The 26,012-nt window shown below is 52.1% G+C and carries 19 protein-coding genes; 7 read left to right on the top strand and 12 right to left on the bottom strand.

Going from position 1 to position 26,012, the window contains the following annotated elements:
- Positions 1 to 44: 44 nt before the first annotated feature.
- Both FW415_RS20705 and FW415_RS20700 read left to right on the top strand, forming a co-directional pair.
- Positions 45 to 2,981 carry a histidine kinase gene (locus tag FW415_RS20705; protein WP_246859043.1) on the top strand — a complete coding sequence of 979 codons (2,937 nt, stop codon included), beginning with the start codon at positions 45 to 47 and terminating at the stop codon, positions 2,979 to 2,981.
- Positions 2,978 to 3,739 (top strand): LytTR family DNA-binding domain-containing protein, encoded by a 762-nt coding sequence (locus FW415_RS20700; protein ID WP_148388830.1) that lies wholly within the window; start codon positions 2,978 to 2,980, stop codon positions 3,737 to 3,739. Before FW415_RS20705 ends, FW415_RS20700 begins: the two co-directional genes overlap by 4 nt.
- Positions 3,740 to 4,051: 312 nt before the next feature.
- Here FW415_RS20700 and FW415_RS20695 read toward each other — a convergent pair whose 3' ends face one another.
- Together FW415_RS20695 and FW415_RS20690 are read right to left on the bottom strand one after the other, a co-directional pair.
- Positions 4,052 to 5,584: a S1C family serine protease gene (locus FW415_RS20695; RefSeq protein WP_148388828.1), complete on the bottom strand. Its 1,533-nt coding sequence runs from the start codon at positions 5,582 to 5,584 to the stop codon at positions 4,052 to 4,054.
- Between the two features lie 260 nt (positions 5,585 to 5,844).
- Positions 5,845 to 6,858 (bottom strand): acyl-CoA reductase, encoded by a 1,014-nt coding sequence (locus FW415_RS20690; RefSeq protein WP_246858823.1) that lies wholly within the window; start codon positions 6,856 to 6,858, stop codon positions 5,845 to 5,847.
- Between the two features lie 89 nt (positions 6,859 to 6,947).
- On the opposite strand from FW415_RS20690, the gene FW415_RS20685 reads away from it, so the two are divergent.
- The 4 genes from FW415_RS20685 (at position 6,948) to FW415_RS20670 (ending at position 9,668) form a co-directional block, all read left to right on the top strand.
- Positions 6,948 to 7,295, top strand: a complete 348-nt coding sequence (locus tag FW415_RS20685) for a 4Fe-4S dicluster domain-containing protein (protein ID WP_148388826.1) — start codon at positions 6,948 to 6,950, stop codon at positions 7,293 to 7,295.
- A 127-nt stretch (positions 7,296 to 7,422) separates the two neighbouring features.
- Entirely contained in the window at positions 7,423 to 8,409 is a 987-nt protein-coding gene (locus FW415_RS20680) for a D-alanine--D-alanine ligase (RefSeq protein ID WP_148388824.1), read from the top strand.
- A 55-nt stretch (positions 8,410 to 8,464) separates the two neighbouring features.
- The gene (locus FW415_RS20675) at positions 8,465 to 9,292 is read left to right on the top strand and encodes a PASTA domain-containing protein (protein ID WP_148388822.1); all 828 of its coding nucleotides are present in this window, start codon (positions 8,465 to 8,467) and stop codon (positions 9,290 to 9,292) included.
- Positions 9,293 to 9,359: 67 nt separating this feature from the next.
- A complete protein-coding gene (locus FW415_RS20670; RefSeq protein WP_148388820.1) occupies positions 9,360 to 9,668 on the top strand; it encodes a rhodanese-like domain-containing protein in 309 nt (102 codons plus the stop codon).
- Positions 9,669 to 9,756: 88 nt separating this feature from the next.
- Here FW415_RS20670 and FW415_RS20665 read toward each other — a convergent pair whose 3' ends face one another.
- The 6 genes from FW415_RS20665 to FW415_RS20640 all read right to left on the bottom strand — a co-directional run bounded on the left by FW415_RS20665 (position 9,757) and on the right by FW415_RS20640 (position 15,107).
- The gene (locus FW415_RS20665; RefSeq protein ID WP_148388818.1) at positions 9,757 to 10,152 is read right to left on the bottom strand and encodes a RidA family protein; all 396 of its coding nucleotides are present in this window, start codon (positions 10,150 to 10,152) and stop codon (positions 9,757 to 9,759) included.
- Between the two features lie 16 nt (positions 10,153 to 10,168).
- A complete protein-coding gene (locus FW415_RS20660) occupies positions 10,169 to 11,362 on the bottom strand; it encodes a hypothetical protein (RefSeq protein ID WP_148388816.1) in 1,194 nt (397 codons plus the stop codon).
- 12 nt (positions 11,363 to 11,374) lie between these two features.
- The gene (locus FW415_RS20655; RefSeq protein WP_148388814.1) at positions 11,375 to 12,193 is read right to left on the bottom strand and encodes a type 1 glutamine amidotransferase; all 819 of its coding nucleotides are present in this window, start codon (positions 12,191 to 12,193) and stop codon (positions 11,375 to 11,377) included.
- Positions 12,194 to 12,296: 103 nt separating this feature from the next.
- Positions 12,297 to 13,400 carry a carboxylate-amine ligase gene (locus FW415_RS20650; RefSeq protein WP_148388813.1) on the bottom strand — a complete coding sequence of 368 codons (1,104 nt, stop codon included), beginning with the start codon at positions 13,398 to 13,400 and terminating at the stop codon, positions 12,297 to 12,299.
- Positions 13,401 to 13,425: 25 nt separating this feature from the next.
- Positions 13,426 to 14,370, bottom strand: coding sequence for a RimK family alpha-L-glutamate ligase (locus tag FW415_RS20645; protein ID WP_148388811.1), 945 nt, complete (start codon positions 14,368 to 14,370; stop codon positions 13,426 to 13,428).
- Between the two features lie 29 nt (positions 14,371 to 14,399).
- Complete coding sequence (locus FW415_RS20640; protein ID WP_148388809.1) at positions 14,400 to 15,107, bottom strand: esterase family protein; 708 nt, start codon at positions 15,105 to 15,107, stop codon at positions 14,400 to 14,402.
- 94 nt (positions 15,108 to 15,201) lie between these two features.
- Here FW415_RS20640 and FW415_RS20635 point away from each other — a divergent pair, with 94 nt between their 5' ends.
- On the top strand, positions 15,202 to 15,951 hold the full coding sequence (locus tag FW415_RS20635; RefSeq protein ID WP_148388807.1) for an esterase family protein: 750 nt from the start codon (positions 15,202 to 15,204) through the stop codon (positions 15,949 to 15,951).
- A 23-nt stretch (positions 15,952 to 15,974) separates the two neighbouring features.
- Here the strand turns inward: FW415_RS20635 and FW415_RS20630 are convergent, their stop codons facing one another.
- From FW415_RS20630 to FW415_RS20615, 4 genes are all read right to left on the bottom strand, one after another.
- Positions 15,975 to 17,324 (bottom strand): glycoside hydrolase family 27 protein, encoded by a 1,350-nt coding sequence (locus FW415_RS20630; protein ID WP_148388805.1) that lies wholly within the window; start codon positions 17,322 to 17,324, stop codon positions 15,975 to 15,977.
- 10 nt (positions 17,325 to 17,334) lie between these two features.
- Entirely contained in the window at positions 17,335 to 18,972 is a 1,638-nt protein-coding gene (locus tag FW415_RS20625) for a RagB/SusD family nutrient uptake outer membrane protein (protein ID WP_148388803.1), read from the bottom strand.
- Between the two features lie 17 nt (positions 18,973 to 18,989).
- A complete protein-coding gene (locus FW415_RS20620) occupies positions 18,990 to 22,034 on the bottom strand; it encodes a TonB-dependent receptor (protein WP_246858822.1) in 3,045 nt (1,014 codons plus the stop codon).
- A gap of 511 nt (positions 22,035 to 22,545) precedes the next feature.
- Positions 22,546 to 25,794, bottom strand: coding sequence for a carboxypeptidase regulatory-like domain-containing protein (locus FW415_RS20615; RefSeq protein WP_148388801.1), 3,249 nt, complete (start codon positions 25,792 to 25,794; stop codon positions 22,546 to 22,548).
- Positions 25,795 to 26,012: the final 218 nt, after the last annotated feature.

Below are 26,012 nucleotides of genomic sequence, written 5' to 3'. Positions count from 1 at the left end.
AGCTTGCCGGCTTTATGAACAAAAACATTAGACTGTCACAGTTGATGCAAGCCATCCGTTATATAACATTCCTGCTCATCAGCCTGGTGTGTGCCCGCATGGCGGGTGCGCAGGGCCTGGTGATCCGTAATTACAATGTGAAGGACGGGCTGGCCAACGCAACGGTGTACGGCGCCGTACAGGATACCGCCGGTTTCATCTGGTTCGCCACACCCACCGGCGTCAGCAAATTCGATGGCAAACGCTTCCGCAACTATACCAAAAAGGATGGCCTGACCGATAATGATGTGATCAAACTTGCCGCCGATTCCCGCGGCAGGGTCTGGTTCTTCACCAATAACGGCATGCCGTCGTTTTACGGGCAGTATATTGTGCATAATCAGGACAATGATACCAGCCTCCGCTTCAACAGCCGGAGCCAGTACATGCAGTATGCGTTTGAAGACCGGGCAAAGGCGGTATGGTTCCTCAACACCGCCGGCCGCATCATCCAGTATAACGGCCGGGAAACGATCTATGACAAGCTGGGCGCCAAGCCGGCGGACCTTTTCTGGTTTCTCAGCAACGATACCATCTTCCGGCCGCTGCAACACGTTTTCCAGTTACAGGGGCTGAAAGACAGCAATAACGCGGCACAGAAGATATTCTTCGTTCCGCCCTACCCGGTAGACCGGCCGGATTTTGCGGAAAGAGTGGGTAAAAATCCCGTGGTGATCTACGACAACACGCTGTATTCCTACACCCGTAAGGATATCATCCCTTTCTTCAAAGCGCAGGAATGGGGCATCAGGGAAAGCATCAGCAGCATGTGCATCGACCGGTATAATCTCTGGATCGGCACACAGCGCTCCCTGTACTATATCCGCGACTTCTTCAAAGGGGAGAAAAAACTCAGCAAACTGCTGGATAACCACTACATCACCTCCATCCTGAACGACCGGGACGGGAACATCTGGATCTCCACTTATGGCGACGGGGTGTACCACATTCCTTTCAAACATTTTTATTTCGGCTACCTGGATAATACCAACGGACTGTATTCCCATTCCGTCTACAGCGTTTTCCGCGATCAGCGGAACAGCATGCTGTACATCGGCGAGAATGCCGGGATGCTGAACCTGATGGACCGTAACGGCCGCATCAGCCGTTTTGCGCTGGATTCCAGCGGAGGCCGCAACAGCGTATTTGGCATATTGCCATTGCCGAAAGGAGAAGAAGTGCTGATCGGCACGGATAATGGCGTGTACCGTTATGCTCCGGCATACCGGAAACCGGTGCGCATAGTGGATATGCGCGATGTGAAAGATATGGACATCACGCCTTCCGGCAAGGTGCGCGTGGTGAGCCGGGACAAGCTGCTGAACGGCATCGGCACCGTACCGCTGGACCTTTCCGGCCTGGAAACCCTGTTGACCAGTATTTCCTGTGTCGACGACAGCACCTATTACCTCGGGGCCGGCAACGGGCTTTATTTCGGTACCGGCAATGCCATGCCCAAGCCGCTGCACCTGGACCCGCGCCTTCGCCAGGGCATCAAGGACATGCGGTGGATCGACAGCATGCTGTGGGTAGGCACCAGCGATCAGGGTATTTTCGTGTTAAGGAACAACAAAGTGGTCCGCCACTTCAGCGTCCGCGATGACATGGCCAGCGATATCTGCCAGCAACTTTATTATGACGGCACAGACCGCGTATATGTAGCCACCAACCGCGGCGTTTCGGTTATTGATGCCCGCAGGCTGGTACTGCTGCGTAATATCACGTCAAACGACGGGCTGATGAGCGATGATATCCGGGGCGTCAGCCATTACCGCGATACGCTCTTCATTGCCACCTCCAACGGGCTTTGCTATTTCTCCCGGGACCACATTCCGGTGGACACCGTGCCGCCCACCGTGTACCTGAACGCGATCCGGTATGGGGACAGCACCTACCTGGCGCTTCCCTATTTCCGGCACCTGTACGAACGGGGCAGCTCCTTTGAGGTAGAATTCGGCGCCATTGCGTACGACCTGCCCGAACTGGTGGAATACCAGTACAATTTCTCCAGCGATACGGCCTCCAGGTGGGTGACCACCATGAGCAATATCATACCTTATCCCCGGTTACAGCCCGGGGACTATAAACTGCTGATCCGCGCCCGCAAGTATAAAAGCGGCTGGAGCCAGCCGGTTTCCCTCACCATTTCCATCCTGCCGCAATGGTACCAGCAATGGTGGGCCAGGGGCATCCTGGTGTTGCTGGGGCTGATGGCCATCCTGCTGGTGCTCCGCTATATCGTGGGACGCATCAAGGGCGGGGAGAAACGGAAGACCGAATACAACCGGCGTATCGCTGAACTGGAGGCCAAGGCGCTGACCAACCAGATGAATCCGCATTTCATCTTCAATTCCCTGAACTCGGTACAGCATCTGATCCTCGAAAAAGAAGAAAAACAGGCGCTCAATTTTCTGGCGGACTTTGCCACCCTGATGCGCCAGATGCTCAATAACTCGCGGAAATCGTTCATTTCCCTGGAAGACGAGATCGCTTTCCTGGCCCGGTACCTGGAGCTGGAAAAGATCCGTTTTGCCAATTCCTTCGTGTACCGCTTCGAAATGAGCGAAGAACTGAAGGAATACACGGTATATATCCCGCCCATGCTCATTCAGCCGATCCTGGAGAATGCCATCAAGCATGGCCTCGCCCCCAAGAACGGAAGCGGGCACCTGCTGGTTAAGCTGGAAATGCGGGGGGATCTGCTGTTATGCGCCGTGGATGACGACGGGATAGGCTGGGAACACGCTAATAATATAAAGAGCGGAAAACTCGCCAAACACGAATCCACGGCCCTGAGTGTTATTAAAGAAAGGCTCCAGATTATCAAATCTTTTAATGGAAGCGTTGGAAAGTTAGAAATTATTGATAAATTTAAGTCTGGATTCGGCAACAAGGAAGGTACCTTGGTTGAAATCCTGATTCCCATTGTAAAGATGTTATGAGTATTATAAAAGCTGCCATTGTTGACGACGAGGTCCGCAACATACATATCCTGCGAAACATTCTTGAAAATTACTGTAAGGATGTAAAGGTGATAGGCGAAGCACAAAATATCCATGAGGCCGCGGAAATGATCAAGAATAACCCTATTGATGTACTGTTCCTGGATATTGAAATGCCCCCAAATAACGGTTTCCAGCTATTGGAAATGTTTCCTGTCCTTAACTTTGAAGTGATTTTTATTACTGCTTTCCAGGAATATGCGCTTCAGGCTATCAAGTTTGCAGCACTGGACTATCTCCTCAAACCGATCAAGGTGAGTGAGGTGGAGGATGCATTGGAAAAAGTGAAGCGCAGCAAAAAAGGCCGGTTGAACGAACTGGCTTCCATTCTGAAAGATTATGTAAAGAATAATGATAATGCGTTCTCGAAGATCGTTATCCCCGTCAATGACGGATACAATGTTATCGATCTGAAAGATATCATCTACTGCGAGGCATTTGACAGCTATACCAAGATCCAGCTCATCAACAATGTTTCCCACCTTATTTCCAAATCCCTGAAGGAGTACGAGGAAATGCTGTCCGACAAGGGTTTTTACCGCGTACACAAGTCATTTTTGATCAATATTCATCATATTGTGAAGATTATCAAAGGATTGGGTACCGCCGTGATCATGAGCGACCAGAAGAACATCCCTATTTCATCCCGGAAGAAGGACGAATTCTTTACCCAGCTGAAGGGGGTGATCAATCTTTAGCCCTCTTTTTTATGTCCCTTATTTTTTTCACCGCATCTTTATTGCCGTTGACGAGTTAATTCTTGACGTTTACCAAGTGGCAGTGACGTAATATGCTTTATAGTCCTACTTTTAGTGTAGGGTTTTCATAGGATATATGGTCATTGTTGTGAGCCTTTACAATAATGGTCATAATAAAAGTCTCCTGATTCCAGGAGGCTTTTCTTTTTTCAGGGCTTTGCACCCAAAAGCAAGGCCCCCCGGAAACGGGAGGCCTTCAATCCTAACCTATAAAACCTATATGAAAACACTTATGAACACATGCATATGATGCTAGAAAGCTACGCTGTTGCTCAGGTCCAGGTCGTAATAATAGATATTCGAGTACCTGTCTGACGGATAAAAACCTTCCAGCCGCACTTTTTTCTTGCCGGTCAGGGCATTTTTGAGGTCGTCCGTTGAGGCGATGCCGGTGTCATCTGCCTTCAGGATCACGAATGACGACTTCATGGTGGTCTGTTTCTTGATCAGGCCGCTGTTGATATTGGTGACCATCAGGCCGCCATTGATCCCCAGTCTTTCCGCGTCGCTGGCCCTCAGCGGGCTCAGTTCAGCCCCCAGGTAATCGAGTACAGTTGCCTTAACGATGCCCGTATTCCCGTCGAGGTTCTTCAGGACCGCGCTGGCGGTGTACTCTTTGTTGTTTCGCATGTAATTGATGCTCACTTTATCACCTGGTTTGTATCGGCTGATCTGTTCCATCAGTTCAGGAACTGATGCGGTAGAAACACCGTTTATTTTTGTGATAATATCACCTTCTTTGATTCCGGCGGCTGCCGCAGCGCCGGTGGGCGGTACGCCCAGCACCTTGATGCCTCCCATGTCCCGGCTCATTTGCTGTTCGCGCAGCTGTGCCTCGGTCATCCTGGACGGATCGTTGTATTCGATGCCCAGGTACGCCCGTTGTACATTGCCGAACTTCACGAGGTCATTCGCCACTTTTTTCACCAGGTTCACCGGTATGGCGTAGGAATATCCCGCATAAGCGCCGGTGGGTGAGGCGATGGCGGCATTGATGCCTACCAGTTCACCCGCGGTATTGATGAGGGCGCCGCCGCTGTTGCCCTGGTTCACCGCCGCATCCGTTTGTATAAAGGATTCGATGGCGGACCTGCGCTGGCGGGTGTTGATGCCGATGGCCCGGCTTTTGGCGCTCACGATACCCGCTGTTACCGTAGTTTCCAGGTTCAGCGGATAACCCACGGCCAGCACCCATTGCCCAACCTGTATATCGTCTGAATCGCCGTACAGGAGATAGGGGAGGCCGGAAGCGTCTATTTTGATGACAGCCAGGTCCGTATTCGGATCGGTGCCGACTACCCGGGCCTTGTAAGACCGGTTATTGCTCAACGTTACGGAGATCTCGTCCGCATCGTCCACTACGTGATTATTGGTAACGATATACCCGTCATCCGCGATGATAACACCGGAACCGGAAGCCATCTGGCCCGGCACATAGTACCGGCGGGAATTCCCGTCATCGAATTGCTCGCCGAAGAACTCTTCGAGCAGGCTTCTTCTTTTCTGGATATTATTGTTCAGCTGGCGCGGATTGATCTTCGTTTTGATATGCACGACTGCCGGTGTGCCTATTCTGGCCGCCTGCTGAAAGTCGGTAGGCGGCGTCAGGTTGACGTTAGGCATCGTTCCGGGAGTATAGCTGGCATAGTTGACAGGGATATCATCGGAACCGTTCTGGAACAGTCCTTCCGGTTTGGGCTGCAAATATTTGCTGTAGACAAATATGCTCGCAAACGCGGTGGCTGCGCTGATAAGAACGGTGGCCGCAACTTGTTTGAATTTCATATTTGCAATTGGTTTTAAAAGGTCAAAAAAGCATGAATAATCTACGGCCTTTATGTATCAATTTATATGCCCTTGCTTACAAATTTAACGTAGAAAGGCTATTGAGCGTTGTAACATCTATGCATTTAACAGATTTTTAGGTCATTCGTTAAAGCCGCCTTAAATAAACGGAACAGGCACTGCCAAAAGTATGGCGGCGCCTGTCAGTATAACAATAAGATGTGTCATTTTGTTAGCGGCTGCGGTGTGGCCGCGGTATGCTACAATGCGCGCAGGAATTCCACGGTGTCCACGCCATCCGCATAATCGGTGAGCGCGGGTTGCTGTGCCTGTCCGAACGGGATGTGCCCTTTTCCCACGAGGCATTGCAGGTCCGGGTGCTGCTGCAGTTCCGCTTCCAGTAGTGCTTTGTCGTCATAAAAGCTGTAATGCAGCACGCTCAGCGGTGAGAAGAGCGTTTCCTGCTCGTGAAGCAGCACGTTCCCGTTCGTTTTATAGGGCGAGAGGTTCAGGAGGTAGAGCGCGAGGTTATAGTCGTAATTGTTCTTATACTTATGATGCTCGCCAAGATGGTCGTACTTCTTCAGGGCGGCGAGCAGCGGCTCGAAATCGTAACCCTGGGGCACGAACACCTTCGTCACATTCCGGCATCCCAGGCCGAAGTACTGCATCACATCATCGGCGAGGGCTTCCAGTTCCGCGGATGTCTCCTCCCCGGTGAGCAGGGCTGCGGAGGTACGGTTCCGGCGGATGATATGGGGGTATTGGGAGAAGTAGTAGTGGAAATAACGGGCGGAGTTGTTGCTGCCGGTAGCGATGTAGGCGTCGCAATCTTTCAGCATTTCCTGGATGGTGGTGGAATTATCCTCCGGGTACCATGCCTTCAGCTTGTCCAGGATATGCGGCAGCAGCACATTGTCCCGCGAGGAGAGCTTGATGCGGATATCGTGACCGGAGAGGTAGCCCGTCATCCAGTCATGGAACCCTACCAGCGGGATGTTGCCTGCGGCCACGATCCCTACTTTCCGGGGCACGGCGGGTTCGCCGAAGCCCGGATATGCGGTCAACCAGGCGTCCAGTGCTTCCGGCTGTAAAAACTGACGGCAGATGCCTGCTATGGCCAGGTCCGTAAATTCCGGGGTGAACCAGCCGTTATGTATGTATGCCTTTTCCTTCACAGCTTGCAGGCTGTCACGCTCCGCTGCTGTTCCCTGACCGCTCAAATACGCTCCCAGACGAGTTAAAGCCGCTTTTTTTTGTGATAAATCCATCATTTCCCGGAAATAAATTGAGTATTGAATTGAAGATATTTTATTTTTGAAGCAAAATTAATGGCTTACATCCTAAACAAAAAGTTTACATCATGGCAATTAAGATAACAGACGAGTGCATCAACTGCGGAGCGTGTGAACCGGAATGCCCGAATAATGCCATTTACGAAGGCGGAGTAGAATGGGCGCTGGCTGACGGAACAACAGTAAAAGGAAGCTATACCCTTATGGACGGTTCCGAAATGGATGCCGATCAGCGCAATGCCCCCGTAAGCGTGGATACTTATTACATCGTACCCAATAAATGTACTGAATGCCAGGGTTTTCATGAAGAGCCCCAGTGCGCCGCGGTTTGCCCGGTAGACTGCTGTGTACCGGACGAAATGTACCAGGAAACGGTAGATGAACTGATGGAAAAGAAAGCTCGTTTACACCTCTAAGTGAAAATCGAAAGACTTTGAAAGTAAAAGGGAAGGTTTCCGGCGTATGGAAGTCTTCCTTTTTATTTAATTGAGGGATATCGTTTTAATTTTTACTTTTATCCCTTAAATTTTTCATCTTTTTCTTATGACTAAAAATATTGCCCTGGTAGCCGGCGGGTATTCCGGTGAATATGTGATCTCTGTGGGGAGCGCCGCCGTGATCGAAAAGAATATCGATCCGGCCCTTTACACGGTGTACAAGATCGTGATCACCAAGGAAGGCTGGCGTTATACGGCCGCGGATGGCGGTGTATATGAGGTGGACAAGAATGACTTCAGCCTGACGATCGCCGGCAAACACATCACTTTTGACGCGGTTTTCATCGGCATACACGGCACGCCGGGAGAAGACGGGCGCCTGCAGGGCTATTTCGAGATGCTGGACATCCCCTATACCAGCTGCGGCCTGGTGGCATCCGCGCTGACGTTCAACAAAAGCTATTGCAACAAGGTAGTGGCTGCGCTGGATGTGGTGAAGGTATCCCGCTCCATACACATATTCCGCAATAAACCGTACGACACCGCGGAGATCCTGCAAAAGCTCCGCCTGCCGGTATTCGTAAAGCCCGCCGAAGGGGGCAGCAGCATAGGCATGAGCAAGGTAGCGAAGGCGGAGGAACTGGAGCCCGCGATCCAAAAGGCCTTCGCGGAAGACAGCCAGGTGCTCATCGAAGAGTTCATCAAAGGTACGGAAGTGACCTGCGGACTTTTCTTTGCACAGGGAGAGATGCATGTATTGCCGCTGACGGAGATCCGCAGCACGAAAGATTTCTTTGATTTCGAGGCGAAATACACGCCGGGCATCAGCCAGGAGATCACGCCGGCCGAAATACCGGAAACAGCGGCGGAGCTGATCCGCACGGCAGCGAAGGAGCTTTATCACCGGCTGAACTGCCGGGGCATTGTGCGGGCAGACTTCATCCTGGAAGAGGGCACCGGCGAGGTGTACTTCCTGGAGGTGAACACCATGCCCGGCCAGAGCGAGAACAGCATCGTTCCGCAGCAGGTGAGGGCAGCGGGTATGACGTTGCAGGCGTTTTACGGCATGCTTATTGAAGAATGCCTGACCTGATTATTCCTTATACAAAAGGCTCCATCGCGGAGATGGAAAGACAAAAATTATACGGATGAAATTATTCGACAAAGTCACCAGGCGTTCTTTTGGGTTTAACGTGCTGGTAATCCTGGGGTTAGCGGTGGTGCTGGGTTTTCTTTTCTTTTTTTCGCTGGGTTTTCTCACCCGCCACGGAGAAGTGGTAACGGTGCCTGACATCAGGGGCAAATCCATCGAAGCGGCTACTGCAACACTGGAAGGCCTTGGGTTTGGTGTGGAAGTGCGGGATTCCGTGTATATCGATACCATGCAGGCGCTGCTGGTATATGAGCAAACGCCGGAGCGGGGAGATGTGGTGAAAGTGAACCGGACCGTCTACCTTACCGTGAATAAAGTGGTGCCACCGATGGTGCCGATGCCTGACCTGGAGGGGCTGACCTTCCGCAGTGCGGAAATGACGCTGAAAGCCCGACGCCTGAATGTGGGGGATACTATTTACAAACCGGATTTTGCGACCAATACCGTTTTGCAGCAGCTGCTCAATGGCAAGCCTATCAAGGCCGGCAAGGAGATTCCCGAAGGCAGTAATATTACACTGGTGCTGAGCAGCGGAACAGGCAGTATGGAGAACCCGGTGCCGGAGATCGTAGGGTTGACCTATATGGAGGCCCGGGAAGTGCTGGCTGCCAGCAATCTCAATATCGGCATTGTATTGTTCGATGGCGGAGTGACGGACACCCTGGGCGCTTTTGTGTTCAAGCAGATGCCCGCTCGCAGGAATACGCTGGGTGAACTGAACCTGATCCGCGCCGGGGAGGGTATTGACCTCTGGTTGTCGGCTGAAAGGCCGGTAAGGGACAGCACGGGGTTGCCGCAACCGGCACCTGCTCCCGGAGAATGATCTTTTATCCGTTATTTTAAGTCGCGCCGGCTTCATAACTTTATAGTATCAAAAAAATCAAACTACCATGGAAAATATCACCGCGGAAGAACTGAAAAAACGCCTGGATAGCGGCGAAGAACTGCATATCGTAGATGTTCGCGAACCGCATGAAAGGGAAGAATTTAATATCGGCGGCATCCATCTGCCACTCGGTGACATCCGGGCCATGCAGGTGGATGAACTGGAAGCATTCCGGGATAAGGAACTGATCGTGTATTGCAAAAGCGGCAACCGCAGCGGTCAGGCCTGTATGTTGCTGGATACGATGGGTTTCACCAACACGAAGAACCTTGTGGGCGGCATGACGAACTGGAGAGAACAGTTCCCCGGATAAACGCTGAAGCGCAGAAAGATACCTGGGCTGTCCACATATGGGCGGCCCATTTTTTTATATACCGGCATTTTCACGAGAAGACTTGCGGCTATTTCGCTGCGCCCCCTACGATGGCCGTGGCTTCTATTTCCACCAGCAGACCAGGCTCTATCAGGCTCCTGACCTCTACCATGGTGGTCGCCGGGCGGATGGCCTGAAAAAACTCGCCATGTGCACGGCCGATCTCTTCCCATTTTGAAATGTCTGTGACGAACATCCGCGTACGCACTACATCATGCAGTGAAGCACCGGCTTTTACCAGCGCCGCTTCGATCTTCGCAAGCGCATGTTTCGTTTGTTCATAGGCGTTATTGATGCCGATGATCTTGTCGCCATCCACGGAAACAGTGCCGGAAACTTCCACCACATTGCCGATCCGTACCGCGCGGGAGTATCCTACTTTGGCTTCCCAGGGGGCGCCTGAACTGATGTTGAGACGTTGCATATCTGTGATTTAGGTATTATCCTTCATAAAAGCAGCAGCTGCCGCCCACCCATTCCTGGTCCGCATTATACCCCACGCCGATCATCTTTCCCTTGCTGATGCGGGCGAGGTTAAACGCGAGTACGGGCAGCGGCGCATCATCGGGCCAGCAGTACATCAGGCGCACTTCGCATTTGGCGGGACCGGTGGGCGTTTCTATCACGGGTGCGTATTGTACCTTCTGCTGCAATATCCAGTTCTCCGGGTCTTCGATGGCATCGATATCCGATTGCGCGGGATCGATGATCACTCCCTGCCCCGCAAAGGAGTAGAGGGGTTTGAGCACATAGTTCTCCAGGTCCTGCGGCAGCACGGGGATCTCGTGGAGGAACCAGGCCCGTGGCGCGAACGGGCCGTGTATCAATGGCAGCAGGTATTTGCTGATGCGGTAGTACCAGTTGGGGTGCGGGGCCCATTCCACATCCAGCTCATGCCGGAAGATGTCAGCGAGGTCTGCCACTTCGCTGTGTTTTTCCAGCTCTTCAAAGATCATGCGGTTATAGATGCGGCGGATGCGGATCTTCCGGCCGTCCTTCTCATAATACAGTTTCTTGCCTTCGGATATAAGTTCCGTTACGCAAACGGTGCGGATGCCGAGCATTTTTTCCGTTGCGGTAAAGTCTATCAGCGTTTTCTGCTGTTGCGGCAGCACTTCCAGGAGGATCACCGATTCCGGTGGATGTCCGTTCAGGATGGTGCGTTGGAGCAATGCGGTATATGTTCCGGTGTCCAGCCCGGTGGGGAAGTGCCGGAGGTCCGCCGGGATGTCGAACGCTGCGCGGTACTGCCGGGCCAGCAGCTCCTGGAATGCGAACAGGCTGGGAAAGCCCTGCAGTTCTATCAACTGCGGCGCCAGGGTGCCATGTTCGGTGCGGGTAATGGCAAAGTCGATGATCACAAAGGAAGAATGGGCGCTTTCTCCCGGTACGCTCCGGCCCTTGGGTATCGCGGAGGCCGTCAGCTCCAGGAAATCCGGTTGCAGCAGCAGCCCGATGATGGCTTCGCCGGCGTCCGTCAGCTGTTGCCATAGCGAGGCAGGGAGGAATACCGGCGTTTCCGCTACCCGGAATGGGGGCGTTATGCCGGTTTCCGCCGTCAGCGCCGCTTGCAGCGCCCCGTATTTTGCAACGGTGAAGGTTTGGTTATATTGTTGGCGGACTGCAGGGATCATGATGTTCCGGGTTTAAGTGTACTGTTGCAATTGCTGCTGCAGGGCGTCCTGCAGGAAATTGGGCAACAGGGTATTATGGGTCAGCAGTATTTTGTCCGGTTCCGTGAGCAGTTCCAGCATGTTCCGGTATTTTTCTTCGCCGTGTTCCTGTATCACCCGTTGTTTTTTGGCGGGTACCATCAGGTATTTGCGCATCCCCCCGGCATCGGCTTCCGGGTGAAACTGGGTGCCGGTCATATATGGATTGAAACGGATGGCCATGGTGGCCCTTTCGAGTGGCACATGGGGCCTTTCCTTTTCGATAGCGAGCACACTGGCGCCCATGGCGGCCAGTTTCTCCTCATCCGGCTGCAGCACCTGCCAGTTGCGGCTGTCCACAATATGAAAAGGGTCAGGAAGGCCGTTGAACAGCGGTTCCTCTTCTCCGGCGGCCGTTTTATGCACGGGGAACACGCCGAATGCGGGAGATCTGCGTTTGCAGACCCTGGCTACGGCGAAATAGCGGCAGACGATCTGGAAGGAATGGCAGATGAGGAAGACGTATTTTTTGCGGTTGCCCGGTACATGGTTCCAGGCCAGCAGATCGTTCAGCCAGCCGAAATAGGCTTCTTCCCAGGCATTGCCGGCGCTTTCAAGGGGACTGCCCGGCCCGCCGGTGGAGATATATACATCATACCCCAGGTCCGGCACCTGCTGCTGGAGGCGTACATCAAATTCATTCAGTTGCAGCGGTATCTGCTGTTGTTCCGCAAAGTCCATCAGCAGTTCGCGGATACAGCGCATACCCTCATTCGGTACGCCTTCGTACATGTCTAGCACAGCTACTTTCATCCGTTATTTTTAATTTTTGCGGGCTGGATGGAGCCCCGGATGTTTAACATACCGGCTTCATCTCCTGCAAATTTAGCCAGAAATCGGGAATGATGCAGGACGGTCATTGTTCCAGGAATCTCGATTGTATGTAATCGACCACGGCCACGAGGTCTTCTTTTTCGGAGAACACCTGCAGCTGCAGGTCCGCTCCGGTGCCTCCGGCCAGTATCCTGTCTGTTCCGCCCACCGCAGCGGCGCGGGAACCGAGGTCGTCCAGCACATCGTCCACAAAATCCAGCAGTTCATAGATAAGGGCGCGGGTATTCACTTCCATTTCCTTCCCGAAATCGATCAGGTTCCCGTCTATGCCGTACCGCGAAGCGCGCCATTTATTTTCATTGACCAGCGCGCGGTTATAGATAATGAAGTTGAGATTCTGCATGCGCAGCTTGTAGATCTTCACGCATACCGCCTGGAAAAGCGCGGCAAGGGTGATGGTTTCCTGCACGGTCAGCGGTACATCGCAGATGCGGAATTCCACGGTATTGAAAAAGGGATGTACCCGGAGGTCCCACCAGACCTTCTTGGCATTGTCTATACAATTGGTCTTTACCAATAGTTTGATGTAGTTGTCATATTCCTCGATGCTGGCAAAATAGTCCGGGATGCCGGTGCGGGGAAATTTATCGAAGACTTTGGTGCGGAAGGACTTGAAGCCCGTGTTGCGCCCTTCCCAGAAGGGGGAATTGGTGCTCAAGGCGAAGATGTGGGGAAGGAAATAACGGACGCTGTTGGCGATGTGCAGCGCCATTTCCCGGTTCTCCATGCCTACATGCACATGCAGGCCAAAAATGAGATTGGACCGGGCGGCGTCCTGCATTTCGTTGACCAGTTCAAAGTACCGGGGATGGTCGGTAATAAGCTGTTTCTCCCATTTGGAGAAAGGATGGGTGCCGGCGGCCCCGACGCTGAAGCCCAGTTCACCGGCTATCTGGAAAATGGTCTTGCGCAGCAACATCACATCGTCATAGGCTTCGTGTATATTGCTGCAGATCTGTGTGCCCACTTCCACAACGGCCTGGTGCATTTCGGCTTTCACCTTGTCTTTGATCACTTTCTGCGCCTGCTCTACGATTTTCTGCTCATGGGAGCGCAGTTCCCGCGTTTGCGGGTCCATCACCATATATTCTTCTTCGATACCGAGCGTAAAGGCTGAGAAATTCATATTTGTGAAGATCGGAAAATTTATGTCAATGTTGGTGTGCTGCTTTCCGGATGAAGGTGCCCCAGGTCAGGTTGTCTTTCCCGAACTGCTGTGTTTTGGCGCGTTCGATGGCATAGGCGGCCAGGGTGTCTGTCACCCATTCGAAATTATCGGCGCCTACGGAGGCGGCATCCGCATCCGGGGCCGGATTGCAGAAGTCGATAGCATAGGGAACGCCGTTGCGGACGGCCAGCTCCACGGTATTGAAGTCGTACCCCAATGCCCGGTTGAGCTCCAGTACGGAATGTTCCATGGCGGAGATCAGCTCCCTGGTGGGCTGGAAACCGGCCTTGTAGCGGTCTGCCTGCGGGTTACGCGGCTCGTAGGGCATAATGCGGACGTGTTTGCCGCCGATGCAGTAGCAGCGGTAGTATTCCTCAAAAACGATCTCTTCCTGCAGCATCATCACCTCCAATTGCGTTTCTGCGTGTATCCTGAAGAATTCTTCCCGGTCCTGTACCCGGTAAACGTTTTTCCATCCGCCACCGGCAAAGGGTTTCATATAGGCCGGGAACCCGATCCTGGAGAAGATGGCTTCCCAGTCCAGCGGATAACGCAGATTACGGAAAGAACGGGCATCGGTATCGGGCGGCTGTTCGAAGGAGGGCAGTAATGCCGTCCGGGGCACCGGTATGTCAAGATGCTGAGCCAGCGCATTATTGAAATATTTCTCGTCCGCGCTCCACCAGAAAGGGTTGTTGATCACCGCGGTGCCTTCCAGGGCGGCGTTCTTCAGCCAGGCACGGTAGAATGGCACATCCTGCGAGATACGGTCGATGATCACGGCGTAGTCTTCCGGTTCTCCCTGCAGGGCTTTGTCGATCATTACAAATTCAGCGGTCAGCCCCGGGCCGCAGGTGCGGTTGACGCGCTCCGTAAAGGCCTGGGGAAAGGAGTTTTCCTGTCCGAATAAAATACCGATCTTCTTCATCCGTCAAATATTGATTACGGTGATGAAATTCATTTTATCAGCGACAAGTAGTGCGGCAACATCTGTTTCCAGACGGGCCAGTCGTGTACCGTATCCGGTCTTATGTCAAGCCAGTGGCTGATCTGCTTGTTCCGGAGGATGCCGGAGAACTGTTCATTCTGCCCGAGGCAGACATCCCGTTCCGCCACACCCAGTACAATGCCCATTCTCCAGAGGTCCGGATGCGGATTGTCCGGCATGAAATCCATAGGATTGTTGAAATAGACGTTGTCATCGTAATGCCCGTCTGTTCTGGACCGGATGTCGAACAGCCCGCTCAGGGAAAAGAGGTACGATACTTTTTCCGGATGCCGGAAAGCGAAGTTGGCCGCGTGATAGCCGCCGAAACTGCATCCGGCTACGGCCACTCTTTCAAAACCTGTTTCTTCCGCTGCACGGGGCAGTACCTCATGAAAGATAACGGCGTCGTATAACAAATGGTTCAATGCGCGTTCTGCCGGGGGCGCCTGGCGGTTGTACCAGCTGTCGATGTCCATGCCATCGGGACAGTACACTTTTACATGGCCCTGTTCCACAAACCAGCGGATGGCATCGATCAGCCCGCGGTCTTTGCTTTCGTAATATCTGCCCATGGAGGTGGGGAAAAGGATGAGGGGGTAGCCGCGGTCGCCGAAGACCAGCATGTCAAAATTCCGGCCGGTATGAGGAGAATGCCATGTATAGTAGTTTTCTGTCAAAGGATCGGGTTTTTTAAAGATAACGTTATTCCTGCGGCGTGTTTGTTGTGAATATCCGCATTTTTTTTAACTTAGCAATATAACCCGTCCGCTTATGCTTCCCAGAAAAGAATCCTTTGGTCAATACTCCCTCTTCCTGCAAAGGGAAGTAGGCTTCGATGTCTATCTGCCGGCGAATACACGGGAGACCCCGCATTTATTGCTGATCAATGACGGGCAGGAACTGGAACAGATCGGGTTTCCGGCGATGCTGGAGCATTTGCAGGATACCACGCATCCTTCGCTCTGGGTGGTGGCTATTCATGCCGGGCCGCAGCGGCTGCAGGAGTATGGTACGGCAAAGCATGTGGATTACCAGGGCAGAGGCTGTAAAGCTGGGCTGTACACGCGTTTTGTCGTAAGGGAATTGCTGCCTTTTTTGCAGCAGCGCTACCACCAGTCGTTCCCGGACAAGACCTTCGCGGGTTTTTCGATGGGCGGCTTATCCGCGCTGGATATTGTGTGGAACAATCCCCAGCATTTCCGGAAAGCCGGGGTGTTCTCCGGTTCCCTCTGGTGGCGTTCTTCGAATGACGACAATCATCACCGCATCATGCACCGCCAGGTAAAGGAAGGGCGTTTCAACCCTGATCTCCGGTTCTTTTTCGAAGCAGGTACGGAAGATGAAAGATCAGACCGGAATGATGCTGTGCTGGATACGGAGGAGCTGTTGACATTACTGGAGGAAAAAGGGTATGAAAAGGGCAAACATATTCAATACACCCTGGTGGAAGGAGGGAAGCACGACCTGGCCACATGGGCAGGCGTGATGCCCAACTTCCTGGAATGGGTGGTAAAAGCCTGAACCGGCTTTTTATACATCCGGCCCTAAAGGCCCGTTATCCTGTACAAACCAGCTCCGTGCGGGTTGATGGCCGGAGAAAACGCTCCTGAAAATTTACCCAGTGCTTTCCCTGACCAGAGGTCCGTGACCTCACAGGATGATGCAAATCCCAACGCTTCAAGATCTACCGGGACCGGGGCCTGCTGCTCCGCGAGATTAAAAACCGCCAGGTACCGGGCGCCGGTGCCGCGTTCTTCTGCTACCCACGCTGCTTTCTCCTCATCCCGGAATAGCGGTTTATTGTTCGTGCTTTCATGCAATACTTTCAGCACATTCCTGTTCGTAAGCAACGACAGGGTGAACGGATCGTTGTCCGGCAGGTGGCCGCCGAACATCAGGGGTGATTTGAAAATGCACCAGAGGGTCATGAGCGTATAATGCTCATCTTTTGTGAATGCCGCCATGCGGGGATCCCCTCTTTCCGCCCTGATGCCGATGTGGCCGAGCGGGAGCATGTCCCCATCTGGATAGGCGCCGGGCGCGCGCCATTTGTTCCAGCGCTCGAATACGGCAAAATGTTCCTTCAACTGCTTCCAGTTGTCCCAGAAATCGCCTACCGTGCGCCACATGTTGGCGTGTTGCTGCACATGCGCTGCATGGGCGATGGGCGTTTCACCGGGCGAGGTGCTCAGCACGATCTTGCGCCCGGTACGGTCTATGGCTTTGCGGATCATTTCCACTTCCTGCTCAAAATAGATGGGGGAGGACAGATCGTCCACTTTCACAAAATCGAGGCCCCAGGAGGCGTATAGCTCAAACAGGGAATTGTAGTACTCCTGAGCGCCCGTTTTGCCGGGAACGATGGTGTACATATCCTTCAGCCAGCGGCATTGGTCCTTTTCCGAATAGATGTCCCCGGCCGTTACGCCCGTGCCTTTCACCGGCAGGTTGCGGCGGACCGCTTCCACGGGAATGCCCCGCATGATGTGGATGCCGAATTTCAGGCCTTTGCTGTGGATGTAATCCGCCAGCAGCTTGAAGCCCTTGCCGCCTGCGGCGGAAGGGAAGCGGTTTTCGGCAGGCAGGAACCTGCCGTATTCGTCGATCACGTAGGCCGGGTCCTTTTCATTATAACCGTGCGCTTTATCGTTCTGCACATACCAGCGGATATCCACTACAATATAGTTCCAGCCGTAGGCTTTCAGATGTTCGGCCATGTAATCCGCATTGGCTTTCACTTCTGCTTCCGTGACGGTGGGCCCGAAGCAGTCCCAGCTGTTCCAGCCCATGGGCGGTGTTGCCGCCCAGGTATGGAAGTCTTTTGCGGATTGTGCCTGTGCGGTAAGGCAGCAGAAAAAAAGTAATAAAACGGGAAGTGTGCTTTTGTTCAACATCTGTTTTTGTTTAATAACCCTGGTTCTGTTCCAGGTTGCTGTTCTTCTCTATTTCTGTTCTGGGTATCGGGAACAAGGTCCTGTTAATATTGTTGGTGGCTGCATGCGACAGCCATGATTTTTTAGTGAACGCTCCGAACCGGATCATATCCGTCCGCCGGTGCCCTTCCTGGTCAAATTCCCATCCCAGCTCATCCAGAAACCTTCCGTATTGAATATCGGCGCCGCCTTCATTGGTGAACTGGTTATTTACCTCGTCCTTCAAGCCATAGGCATATGAGCTGCCCATCATCAGCTGCGCGCCGGTAACAACGGCTTTTGCGGGGTCGGAGGTAAAGTTCCGCTGCCTCACCTCGGTAACGATGGTAGCGGCGGCATCGGGTTGGCCGTTGCGAAGGAGGGCTTCTGCTTTCATCATCAGCACCTCCGCATAACGGAAGAGGGGATAGTCATTGCTCAGCCGGTTCGTGGAACCCGGTTTTATTTCAAATTTGTTCAGGCGAAAGCCGTGAACGGATTCTCCCTTTTCAAGCCCCGGCAATTCATTGACAAAGGCCAGCGGAGCACCGGTGAAGTCTCCCTGCGCCACGTATAACATCTGGCCGGCGGAAGTGTATTGCTGGCCTTTTATCCAGTTGTTCTCGTACCGTGCATCGCTTTGATCAAATGTATTGATGAATTGCGGAATGGCGCAGATGCCTCCCCAAGGCGTGTTCCTGAGATTGTACGTTGCCTGGTTCTCCTGCTGCAGTGTTTGCATATGCAGGTCGAAGGCATTCCAGTTATTGGTATAATCTTCATCCATGGGTATAGCCAGAATGATCTCCTTTGAATTTTGATTTTCTGTTACAAATACATTTTTCTGAGCGGGCTCCAGTATATATCCCGCACCTGAATTGATCACACTGTCGCAGGCGGCGATACATTTGGCCCATTCCGGTGTTCCGGTATAAACGCCGGCGTTCAGGTACATTTTGGCCAGCAGCGTGAACCCGGCCCATTTATTGAATTTCCCGTAGGTGGCCGCGTTGTTTTCAGTGTTCAGTAAAGGGATGTTTTCAACCAGTTCACTGACGATGAAATTATAGACTTCCAGGCGGGTATTTTGTTCAGGCAGAAAACCGGCCGGCAGATCAAACTGCGTAACGATGGGAACATTCCCGTAGAAGTCGCACAATATGGCATAATAGGAAGCCCGGAGCACTTTCAGCTCCGCGATAGTGGCTTCCTTGCCGTCGGTGATCGGGATCAGGCCGGATTCTATCTGGTAGAGTATCCTGTTGCAGTTCGTGATGCCTGCGTATGTTCTGCCCCAGGTTTGATTCACCACATCATCATCGGTAGTCCAGGTATGTTTGTGCAACCGCTGGTAAACACCATCATCAAACCATCCCCAGGGGCGCTTGGGGATCACCAGCTGATCGCCCGTAACTTCCTGGGCGCGCCACAGGCCATTCCAGTCCAGCAGCACAAAACGCCATTGCGAATATCCCGCACCTACCAATGCCGCGATATCCTCCTGGGTGGGATTGAATTCGGTGGATATGATAGCGGAATATGGCTGGTCTTTCAGCTTTGTACAGGCAGATACCGTAATAACGGAGGTGACTACGGCTATATATAGATGGATTTTTTTGAGCTTGTTCATCGTCTGTTTTTTACGGATTAGAAATTCAGATTCACACCTAAAGTAAATGAGCGGGTAGTAGGGTACTTGTCGCGATCATCTATACCCGGACTTAAGCCCATTCTGTTCACTTCCGGGTCCAGCCCTTTGTATTTGGTGATAGTGAACGTGTTCAAAGATGACGCGTAGATGCGGGCGCCCTTGATGCTTTTGCTTTTGATGTTCTTGAAATTGTACCCTATTGTAATGTTATCCACCTTCCAGAAATTCCCGTTCTCCAGGTAGTAGCTGTTAAACTCCAGAGCATTTACGTTCAGCTGTGTTTTCCCGAAAACCGGGTCGTAAGCCGATCTCAGGATGTTGTAGTTCTGTATGGCAGGATTTTCCATGTACATTCTCTGGGAATTGAGTATCTGGTAGCCGAATGCGCCTCTCATGGTAACGCTCAGGTCAAACTGCTTGTAGGAAAAGCTGTTGTTCCATCCCGCATAATATTTGGGAAGGCCGTTGCCGATCACCTTTTTATCTTCAAAACTATGGGCGAAATCGTCATAATTAACGGGTTCCCCGTCCCGGCCTTCATAGATCCATTTGCCGTTCTCGTCCACGTCGATCACTTTATACCCGTAGAAATCGCCGATCCCCTTCCCGACAAATGCAATGCTGGTAAATGTCTGGATCGGTATGCCGGCAAATCCTGTGGTGAAATACGGCGTAGTGGCCTGGTACAGTTCGTTTGACAGGCTGATGATCTTGTTGGTATTGGTGGAGAAGTTAACGCTGGTATTCCATACAAAATCGCCGGAGGATACCGGTACGAAGTTTAATATGACCTCTATGCCCCTGTTCTCCATTTTGGCGACATTGGCCGTTGTTCTGGGGTACAGGTTAGGCGGGCTTGGCACCTGGTATTCATAGAGCAGGCCCCTGATCTGGCGGTTGTACACATCTATATTACCGCTTATTCTGCCTTTCAGCATGCTGAAGTCAAGCCCGATATTGGCTTCCGCCTTTTCTTCCCACCTGATAAAGGGATTGGCGTTGGTGGCCGGGACCAGTATCCTCGTCCACTGACCATTGGTGTACACATAATCCCCGTAGTTTATCAGCGGCTGGCTGAGGAAGCCGGCTAACGGCGGATTCCCGGTAATGCCATATCCTGCGCGCAGTTTCAGGTCATCAAACAGATGCTGATCCTGCATGAATGGTTCGTTCGATATTCTCCAGCCACCTGAAACCGCCCAGAAATTACCCCAGGGGTCATTGGCGCCGTAGAGCTGACTGGCCCCTTCCCGCCGTAAACTAGCCATGAGCAGATACCTGTCCTGGTAGCTGTAATTTACCCTGCCGAAAAAGCTGATGAGGTTTGTTTCGGATTTCCCGCTGCTGATAGTGGCCAGGCTATTCCTGATCCCTTCTCCCAATCCGATGTTGTTATAGCCGAAAAGATCGGTCGGGAAGTCCTGGTTATCCGTATAAGTATTGGTGGAAACGTTCTCCTGGTAACCATAACCACCCAGTATTACAATATTGTGGTGCTTTATGGATTTCGAGTATTCTGCCGTCCATTCCGTCAGCCGGTCGATCGATAAGTTGGAGCTTACGGAGGCGAAGCCATTTACGCCGCTTTTGATGGTGGAGATATGTTTTTTTGTTTCCGAATAGCCGTTATTTCCGTTGAACCGGGAATAGGAGAAGAGGGCAGACAGTTTCAGGTTGCTGATCGGCCGGTATGTAAGCGTGGCGTTCATGCGTGAGTTGACGTTCTTCGATTCCCCGTCGCTTTCGTACAAAAGGCCGAGCGGGTTCTCATAGTCGAAATTCCCTGTTTGCTCATAGAAATCGCCGTCCTCGTTGTACACCGGTTCCGTGGGATTACGGATGATCGTTTGCCTGTAGATCCAGCCATTGAAGCTATTGCCGCCGTTATTGTTCCTGGTGTAATTATTGGTCTGGTTCAGTATCCCGATGTTCAGCTTCAGCTTGTCGTCGAACATGCTGTGGTTCACATCGATCCGGCCGGTAAAAGTGTTGTTATCGCTTTTTTTATAGATGCCCTGCAAAGCGCGGTAGTTGGCGGAAGCGAGGTAATTGGTGGTGCTGTTGCCGCCTCTGATCGTCAGGTTGTGGACCTGTGTCAGCGGTGTGCGGGTGGCTTCTTTCAGCCAGTCCGTATCCGCTCCGGCATCCCATGCAGCGAGCCGGGTGCCGGCCTTTATCTGGTCGCGGTAATCCTGTGCGGTAAGGATATCCAGTTTTCTGGCAATGACCTGGGTAGTGGCGTAGCCATTATAATCAAGGCTGGTTGCGGCCCCGCCTCTTGCTCTTTTCGTGGTGATGATGATCACGCCATTGGAGCCCCTGACGCCGTAAATGGCTGCGGATGAACCGTCTTTTAACACATCGATGGATTCGATGTCTTCCGGCGCCACTGTTTTGAGATCACCGGGAATGCCGTCGATGATCACGAGGGGATTGGCATTTGCGCCAAACAAAGTGGTATTGCCGCGGAGCAGGATCTGTGTGCCGTCTGTAGGGTTGCCGCTGGGTGACCCTACGGTTAAACCGGCCACCTTGCCCTGTAATAGCTGGCCTGCATCCAGCACGGGACCTTTCACGAAATCTTTCGCCTTGACGGAAGCTACGGCGCTGGTCACATCCGCCCTTCTTTGCGTTCCGTAACCGATCACCACGGCTTCCTGCAGATTTTCCGCCGTCATTTCCATCACCACATCTATGGCCGGATTGCCGGATACGGAGACCTCTTTATTTTTGTATCCCAGGTAAGAAAATACCAGTATCGCAGACCTGTCATTCACCGCAATGGAATACCGGCCATTGGCATCGGTTGATGTACCGGTCTGCGTACCTTTCACACCGACGCTCACGCCGATCAGTGCTTCGCCGTTTTCATCCGTCACTTTGCCTTTTATGATGATTTGCTGAAAGTGCCCGCCGGTATTTGCGGCCGGCCCTGCTGAAGGGGCAGCAAATGAGGTTTGCGTACCCAGCATGATCATGATGCAACAGCCAATATGCATGGTTTTTTGAATGGCATGGCTACGCCAATTGCGTTTTTTCATCCGTTGGAATTTTTTGGTCAAATAAATGGGTGTCCGTTCACTGTGTGTATCCCGGTGCGGGCTGTGAATAGCATCCGACTGCCGGTCATGCGGCGGTGAGGAAACTGACATATCCCGTTCCGGATCATGGATACGATCTGGTTATCCTGCCGGTTGCACGTGCAGGACCAATTAATAAGTGTAAATAGTGGTTACATGTAGTGTTAGGTTATTTTTTGTTTAGAAACGTGGAAAATCTTGAATATAGTCCCGTTGATTAACTACTTGCCGAATTGTTCACTATAAAATACGGCCTGCTACAGCTTTTATTACTGTCAAGTTAACACTTATTTATATTATGCGGTAATTTTTTTCCGATTTATTTTTCGGCGGTGGGGATGTGGTATGTGGTGGGAGGGGGCGGATGTAAAAAGGGGCTGACCTTTTGGTCAACCCCTTTTTCTAATTGTCTTATCCGAAGGTCTGGATTTTAAATGTGGGGAAGGTCCTCTTATCTGTTTTTTCAGATCAATCAATTAAACAGATACCTGATCCCTATCTGCATTTGCCAGCGGGAATCTACGCCATTGCTGTCTGTGAATGAATTGTCCTGTTTGTTGAACGAGTAGCGTGGCTGACCGTTTGGACCATTGAAATCCCTGAACTGCAGGAGATTTGTTCCGGTCGTCAAAGGCACTACGCCCCAGTCGCTGTTCAGGAGGTTGCCGATATTGATGATATCCAGCGTCAGTTGCAGTTTACTCTTGGAGTTGGGTGCTATTCTGGCGAAATCGATATCCTGCAGCAGCCTGAGATCGAATTTGTTCACCCAGGGGAATTCTCCGCCATTCCTTTCGGCGTACTGTCCTCTTCTTTTGCTGAGGTACTTGTTATTGGAAATATAGGTGTTGAGATCGTTCCATATCTGATCAGTTGTACGGGAGTCCGGAACTCCGCCTACCGCCGCGCTGGGGATCAGAATGATGTCTGCCTGTGTGGCGGGAACGAACATCAGGTCGTTGCTTGTTCCATTGTCCCGGTTGATATTCCCTGTAACATAGCTTAAGCGGGAATTTTCAAACCGATCGGAGTAAGGTGCGCCGTCATATATCAGTGACAGGGTTGTTCCCAGTATTTTAGCATATTTGACGCTGTAGGAGAGGACACCTACAACCCTGTGTTTCACGAGGAAGTTGGTGTAGGAGAGTACCGGGTTATTGGGGTCTCCTACTACCTGGTTGCCCGTGAATGCGCTATTGGCCTGAGAGCCGGGACTGGAGGTCACGTCCTCCGCATCGGTGTAAGTGTAGGCCACCATCGCGCTCAATCCGAAGTTGAAATCTTTCTGCAGTTGCGCTGAAAGGCTATAGGAGTGCCCTTTGCTGACATTGTCCAGCACGATGGCATTGGTGATGGTGGAGTTGATGCGGTTGGCGCTGCCGCCGGGGAAGGTGGCCCGGTTATCGGGGCCTGCAAGTGTTCCCGTGGGTGAAACCAGGTTTGCATCGCGATGGAAGACTGCATTGATGTCTTTCGTATAGATACCTTCCAGCGTAGCGATCACCCCGCCCGGAATGCGGATGTCTGCGGCAAGGTTGGAACGCCAGATCTGCGGGTATTTGAATTCATCGTCCATAACGTTGATCGCGTAGGACGGCGGTAATTGCGGGTTTGCAGGGATATAAGCTGTCGGGTCATCGGTAAAGGGCCTGTTGGTAGGGTTGGTGCTGAATTCAGAACCAAACAACAGACCGTTCTGGCCGGCCTGATTCACCGCCCATACGTAGGGTATTCTGCCGGTGAAGATCCCTGTTCCGCCCCTGATCTGGAATTGCTGGTTATTATTCACATCCCAGTTGAAGCCGACCCTGGGGGACCAGAGCACAACGGCTTTCGGCAGTTTGCTGACGTCCAGCTTTTCGCCGTCGCGGAATGTCATGGCATTTACCAGCGGATTGGTCATCAGGTCTTTGGGATACGTAGGTACGTCAATGCGTACACCGTAGGTCAGCCTGAAATTGTCTTTTATCTGGAAGGCATCCTGTGCATAGGCAGATAGGGTCATCGCATTCAGGTCAGCAGTGGGCCTTGGGTTACCCGGTACCGTAGAGTAGGTGAGCTGGTACTGTGTGGGGTTGATGGCCGTATTGCCATTGGCTGCGTCCAGGAAGTCCTGCATGGAAGCATATCTGAACTGACCATATACGAACTGGGCAAAGGCATTGGAGAACTTGAAGTATTCACCGGCTACGCCAAACAGGAAGGTGTGTTTGCCGGCATAGTAGTTGAAGTTGTCCGAAAACTGGAAAAGGTCCTGGTTCAGGGAGTTCAGGCCGCTGAATGGTTCAGAGCCGAATGAAATATTGTTCCTGCCGTTGAATTCTATATCCACCACCGGGAACGGCTTTCCGCCGAAGGTTTCCCTGTAGTCCCGGAAAGCGCTGTAGGTAATGGAAAAGTTATTGGAAAAACGATTGGAGAACTGACTGTTCCACTCTGCAACAACAGAGTTGATCTTATTGAACTGCCTGTATTTCATATTCTCGAAATACAGGGAGTTGATGTTGGGGCCGCGTCCGCTGTTGGAGTTGGAGCCGCTTGGTCCGATATCCCTGAATGAATTGAGATAGGAGTAACGGAGGGAAAGTGAATTCTTCTCATTGATATTCCAGTCCAGCCGGATGGTGGCCTTTTCGTTGTTCTGCTTGAAATCAAAATTCTCGTAAGCACCGGGGTCATATCCAAATTCATTGATCAGCAGATTTTTAACGGTCTCCAGTTCGTTCCGGCTGACATTTGAAAAGCCGGTGGGCACATCATTGAGGTTCGCCAGCGGCGGCCCGTCCAGGGGGCGCAGTGTTGTGGCGGGGGAGGTTTGCCTTTCTATCTCTCCATTTACAAAGAAGAAAAGCTTGTTTTTGATGATAGGGCCACCGATACGGAATCCCGTCTGGTTTTGCTTGAACTCGTTATTGACAACGGTTTCTCCTTTTACCTTGTCGCCGGTGAGGGAAGTGCTTCTGATGAAAGTGTACACAGAGCCGGAGAACTCATTGGTGCCGCTTTTGGTTACGGCGTTGATACCGGCTCCGGTAAAACCGCTCAGCTTTACATCATAAGGGGCCAGGTTCACCTGCAGCTGATCAAGCGCATCAAGACTGATCGGCTGCGCATTGGTCTGCCCTCCGGGCAATTCGCTCAGGCCAAAGGCGTTACTGAAGAGCGAGCCGTCCACTGTGAAAGAGTTATACAGCTTGTTCCTGCCGGCGAAGTTCAGGCCTTTGCCGGCCTGTGGGGTCAGCTTCGTAAAATCCGCAATACCACGGTTCAGTGTGGGCAGGTTTTGCAACTGTTCCCGGTTGATGAAGGTAGCAGCGCCGGTCCTGGAGCTGTTGAAGGTCTTGTCCTGCGTACCGGTGATCACCACTTCCTGCAGGCCCGTGGCAGAGCTTTGCAACAGGAAATCCTGACGGAAGGTTTGGCCGAGGGGTAAGTTGATGTTCTGTACGGTTTCTTCTTTGTAGCTCACATAAGTTACCGTAACGGAGTAGGGGCCTCCGACACGCATATTGGGAATATTGTAGCGGCCGCTTTCCAGGGTTGTGGTGCCGTAAACGGTTCCTGAAGGGGTGTGAACGGCTCTGATGGTTGCGCCGATCAGCATTTCTCCGGTAGTGGCGTCCTTGACCGTACCGGTCATGCTACTGGTGGTCACCTGGGCAATAGCGGAAATCGTACTCAGCAATAAAAAACAGGAAGAGAGTAATTTTTTGAATCCCATAACAAACGATTTGATGATGCTGCAAAGATGATAAAATAAGCCATCCGAACTTTAACTTGAAGTTAACAAATTGTTACAAGTTGCCGTTTTTCAAGAATAGGCCGGGTTTGTATTACATAATCTTTTAGATTAACTGTTTTTGGGCGATAAATGTTTAATTAAGCGATCAGAATTTTTAAAATCTCAAATCGATTTTATTATAATATAATGAGTTATCC

The organism is Chitinophaga sp. XS-30 (assembly GCF_008086345.1).
GTDB lineage: Bacteria > Bacteroidota > Bacteroidia > Chitinophagales > Chitinophagaceae > Chitinophaga.
This window is presented reverse-complemented; position numbering and strand designations above follow the sequence as displayed.

Coding starts and splice junctions, on each gene's coding strand:
- FW415_RS20700 (WP_148388830.1), top strand. CDS start 2,978: ATGAGTATTATAAAAGCTGCCATTGTTGACGACGAGGTCCGCAACATA.
- FW415_RS20680 (WP_148388824.1), top strand. CDS start 7,423: ATGACTAAAAATATTGCCCTGGTAGCCGGCGGGTATTCCGGTGAATAT.
- FW415_RS20625 (WP_148388803.1), bottom strand. CDS start 18,972: ATGAACAAGCTCAAAAAAATCCATCTATATATAGCCGTAGTCACCTCC.
- FW415_RS20620 (WP_246858822.1), bottom strand. CDS start 22,034: ATGAAAAAACGCAATTGGCGTAGCCATGCCATTCAAAAAACCATGCAT.
- FW415_RS20695 (WP_148388828.1), bottom strand. CDS start 5,584: ATGAAATTCAAACAAGTTGCGGCCACCGTTCTTATCAGCGCAGCCACC.
- FW415_RS20645 (WP_148388811.1), bottom strand. CDS start 14,370: ATGAAGAAGATCGGTATTTTATTCGGACAGGAAAACTCCTTTCCCCAG.
- FW415_RS20690 (WP_246858823.1), bottom strand. CDS start 6,858: ATGATGGATTTATCACAAAAAAAAGCGGCTTTAACTCGTCTGGGAGCG.
- FW415_RS20705 (WP_246859043.1), top strand. CDS start 45: ATGCAAGCCATCCGTTATATAACATTCCTGCTCATCAGCCTGGTGTGT.
- FW415_RS20650 (WP_148388813.1), bottom strand. CDS start 13,400: ATGAATTTCTCAGCCTTTACGCTCGGTATCGAAGAAGAATATATGGTG.
- FW415_RS20615 (WP_148388801.1), bottom strand. CDS start 25,794: ATGGGATTCAAAAAATTACTCTCTTCCTGTTTTTTATTGCTGAGTACG.
- FW415_RS20670 (WP_148388820.1), top strand. CDS start 9,360: ATGGAAAATATCACCGCGGAAGAACTGAAAAAACGCCTGGATAGCGGC.
- FW415_RS20635 (WP_148388807.1), top strand. CDS start 15,202: ATGCTTCCCAGAAAAGAATCCTTTGGTCAATACTCCCTCTTCCTGCAA.
- FW415_RS20675 (WP_148388822.1), top strand. CDS start 8,465: ATGAAATTATTCGACAAAGTCACCAGGCGTTCTTTTGGGTTTAACGTG.
- FW415_RS20655 (WP_148388814.1), bottom strand. CDS start 12,193: ATGAAAGTAGCTGTGCTAGACATGTACGAAGGCGTACCGAATGAGGGT.
- FW415_RS20685 (WP_148388826.1), top strand. CDS start 6,948: ATGGCAATTAAGATAACAGACGAGTGCATCAACTGCGGAGCGTGTGAA.
- FW415_RS20665 (WP_148388818.1), bottom strand. CDS start 10,152: ATGCAACGTCTCAACATCAGTTCAGGCGCCCCCTGGGAAGCCAAAGTA.
- FW415_RS20630 (WP_148388805.1), bottom strand. CDS start 17,324: ATGTTGAACAAAAGCACACTTCCCGTTTTATTACTTTTTTTCTGCTGC.
- FW415_RS20660 (WP_148388816.1), bottom strand. CDS start 11,362: ATGATCCCTGCAGTCCGCCAACAATATAACCAAACCTTCACCGTTGCA.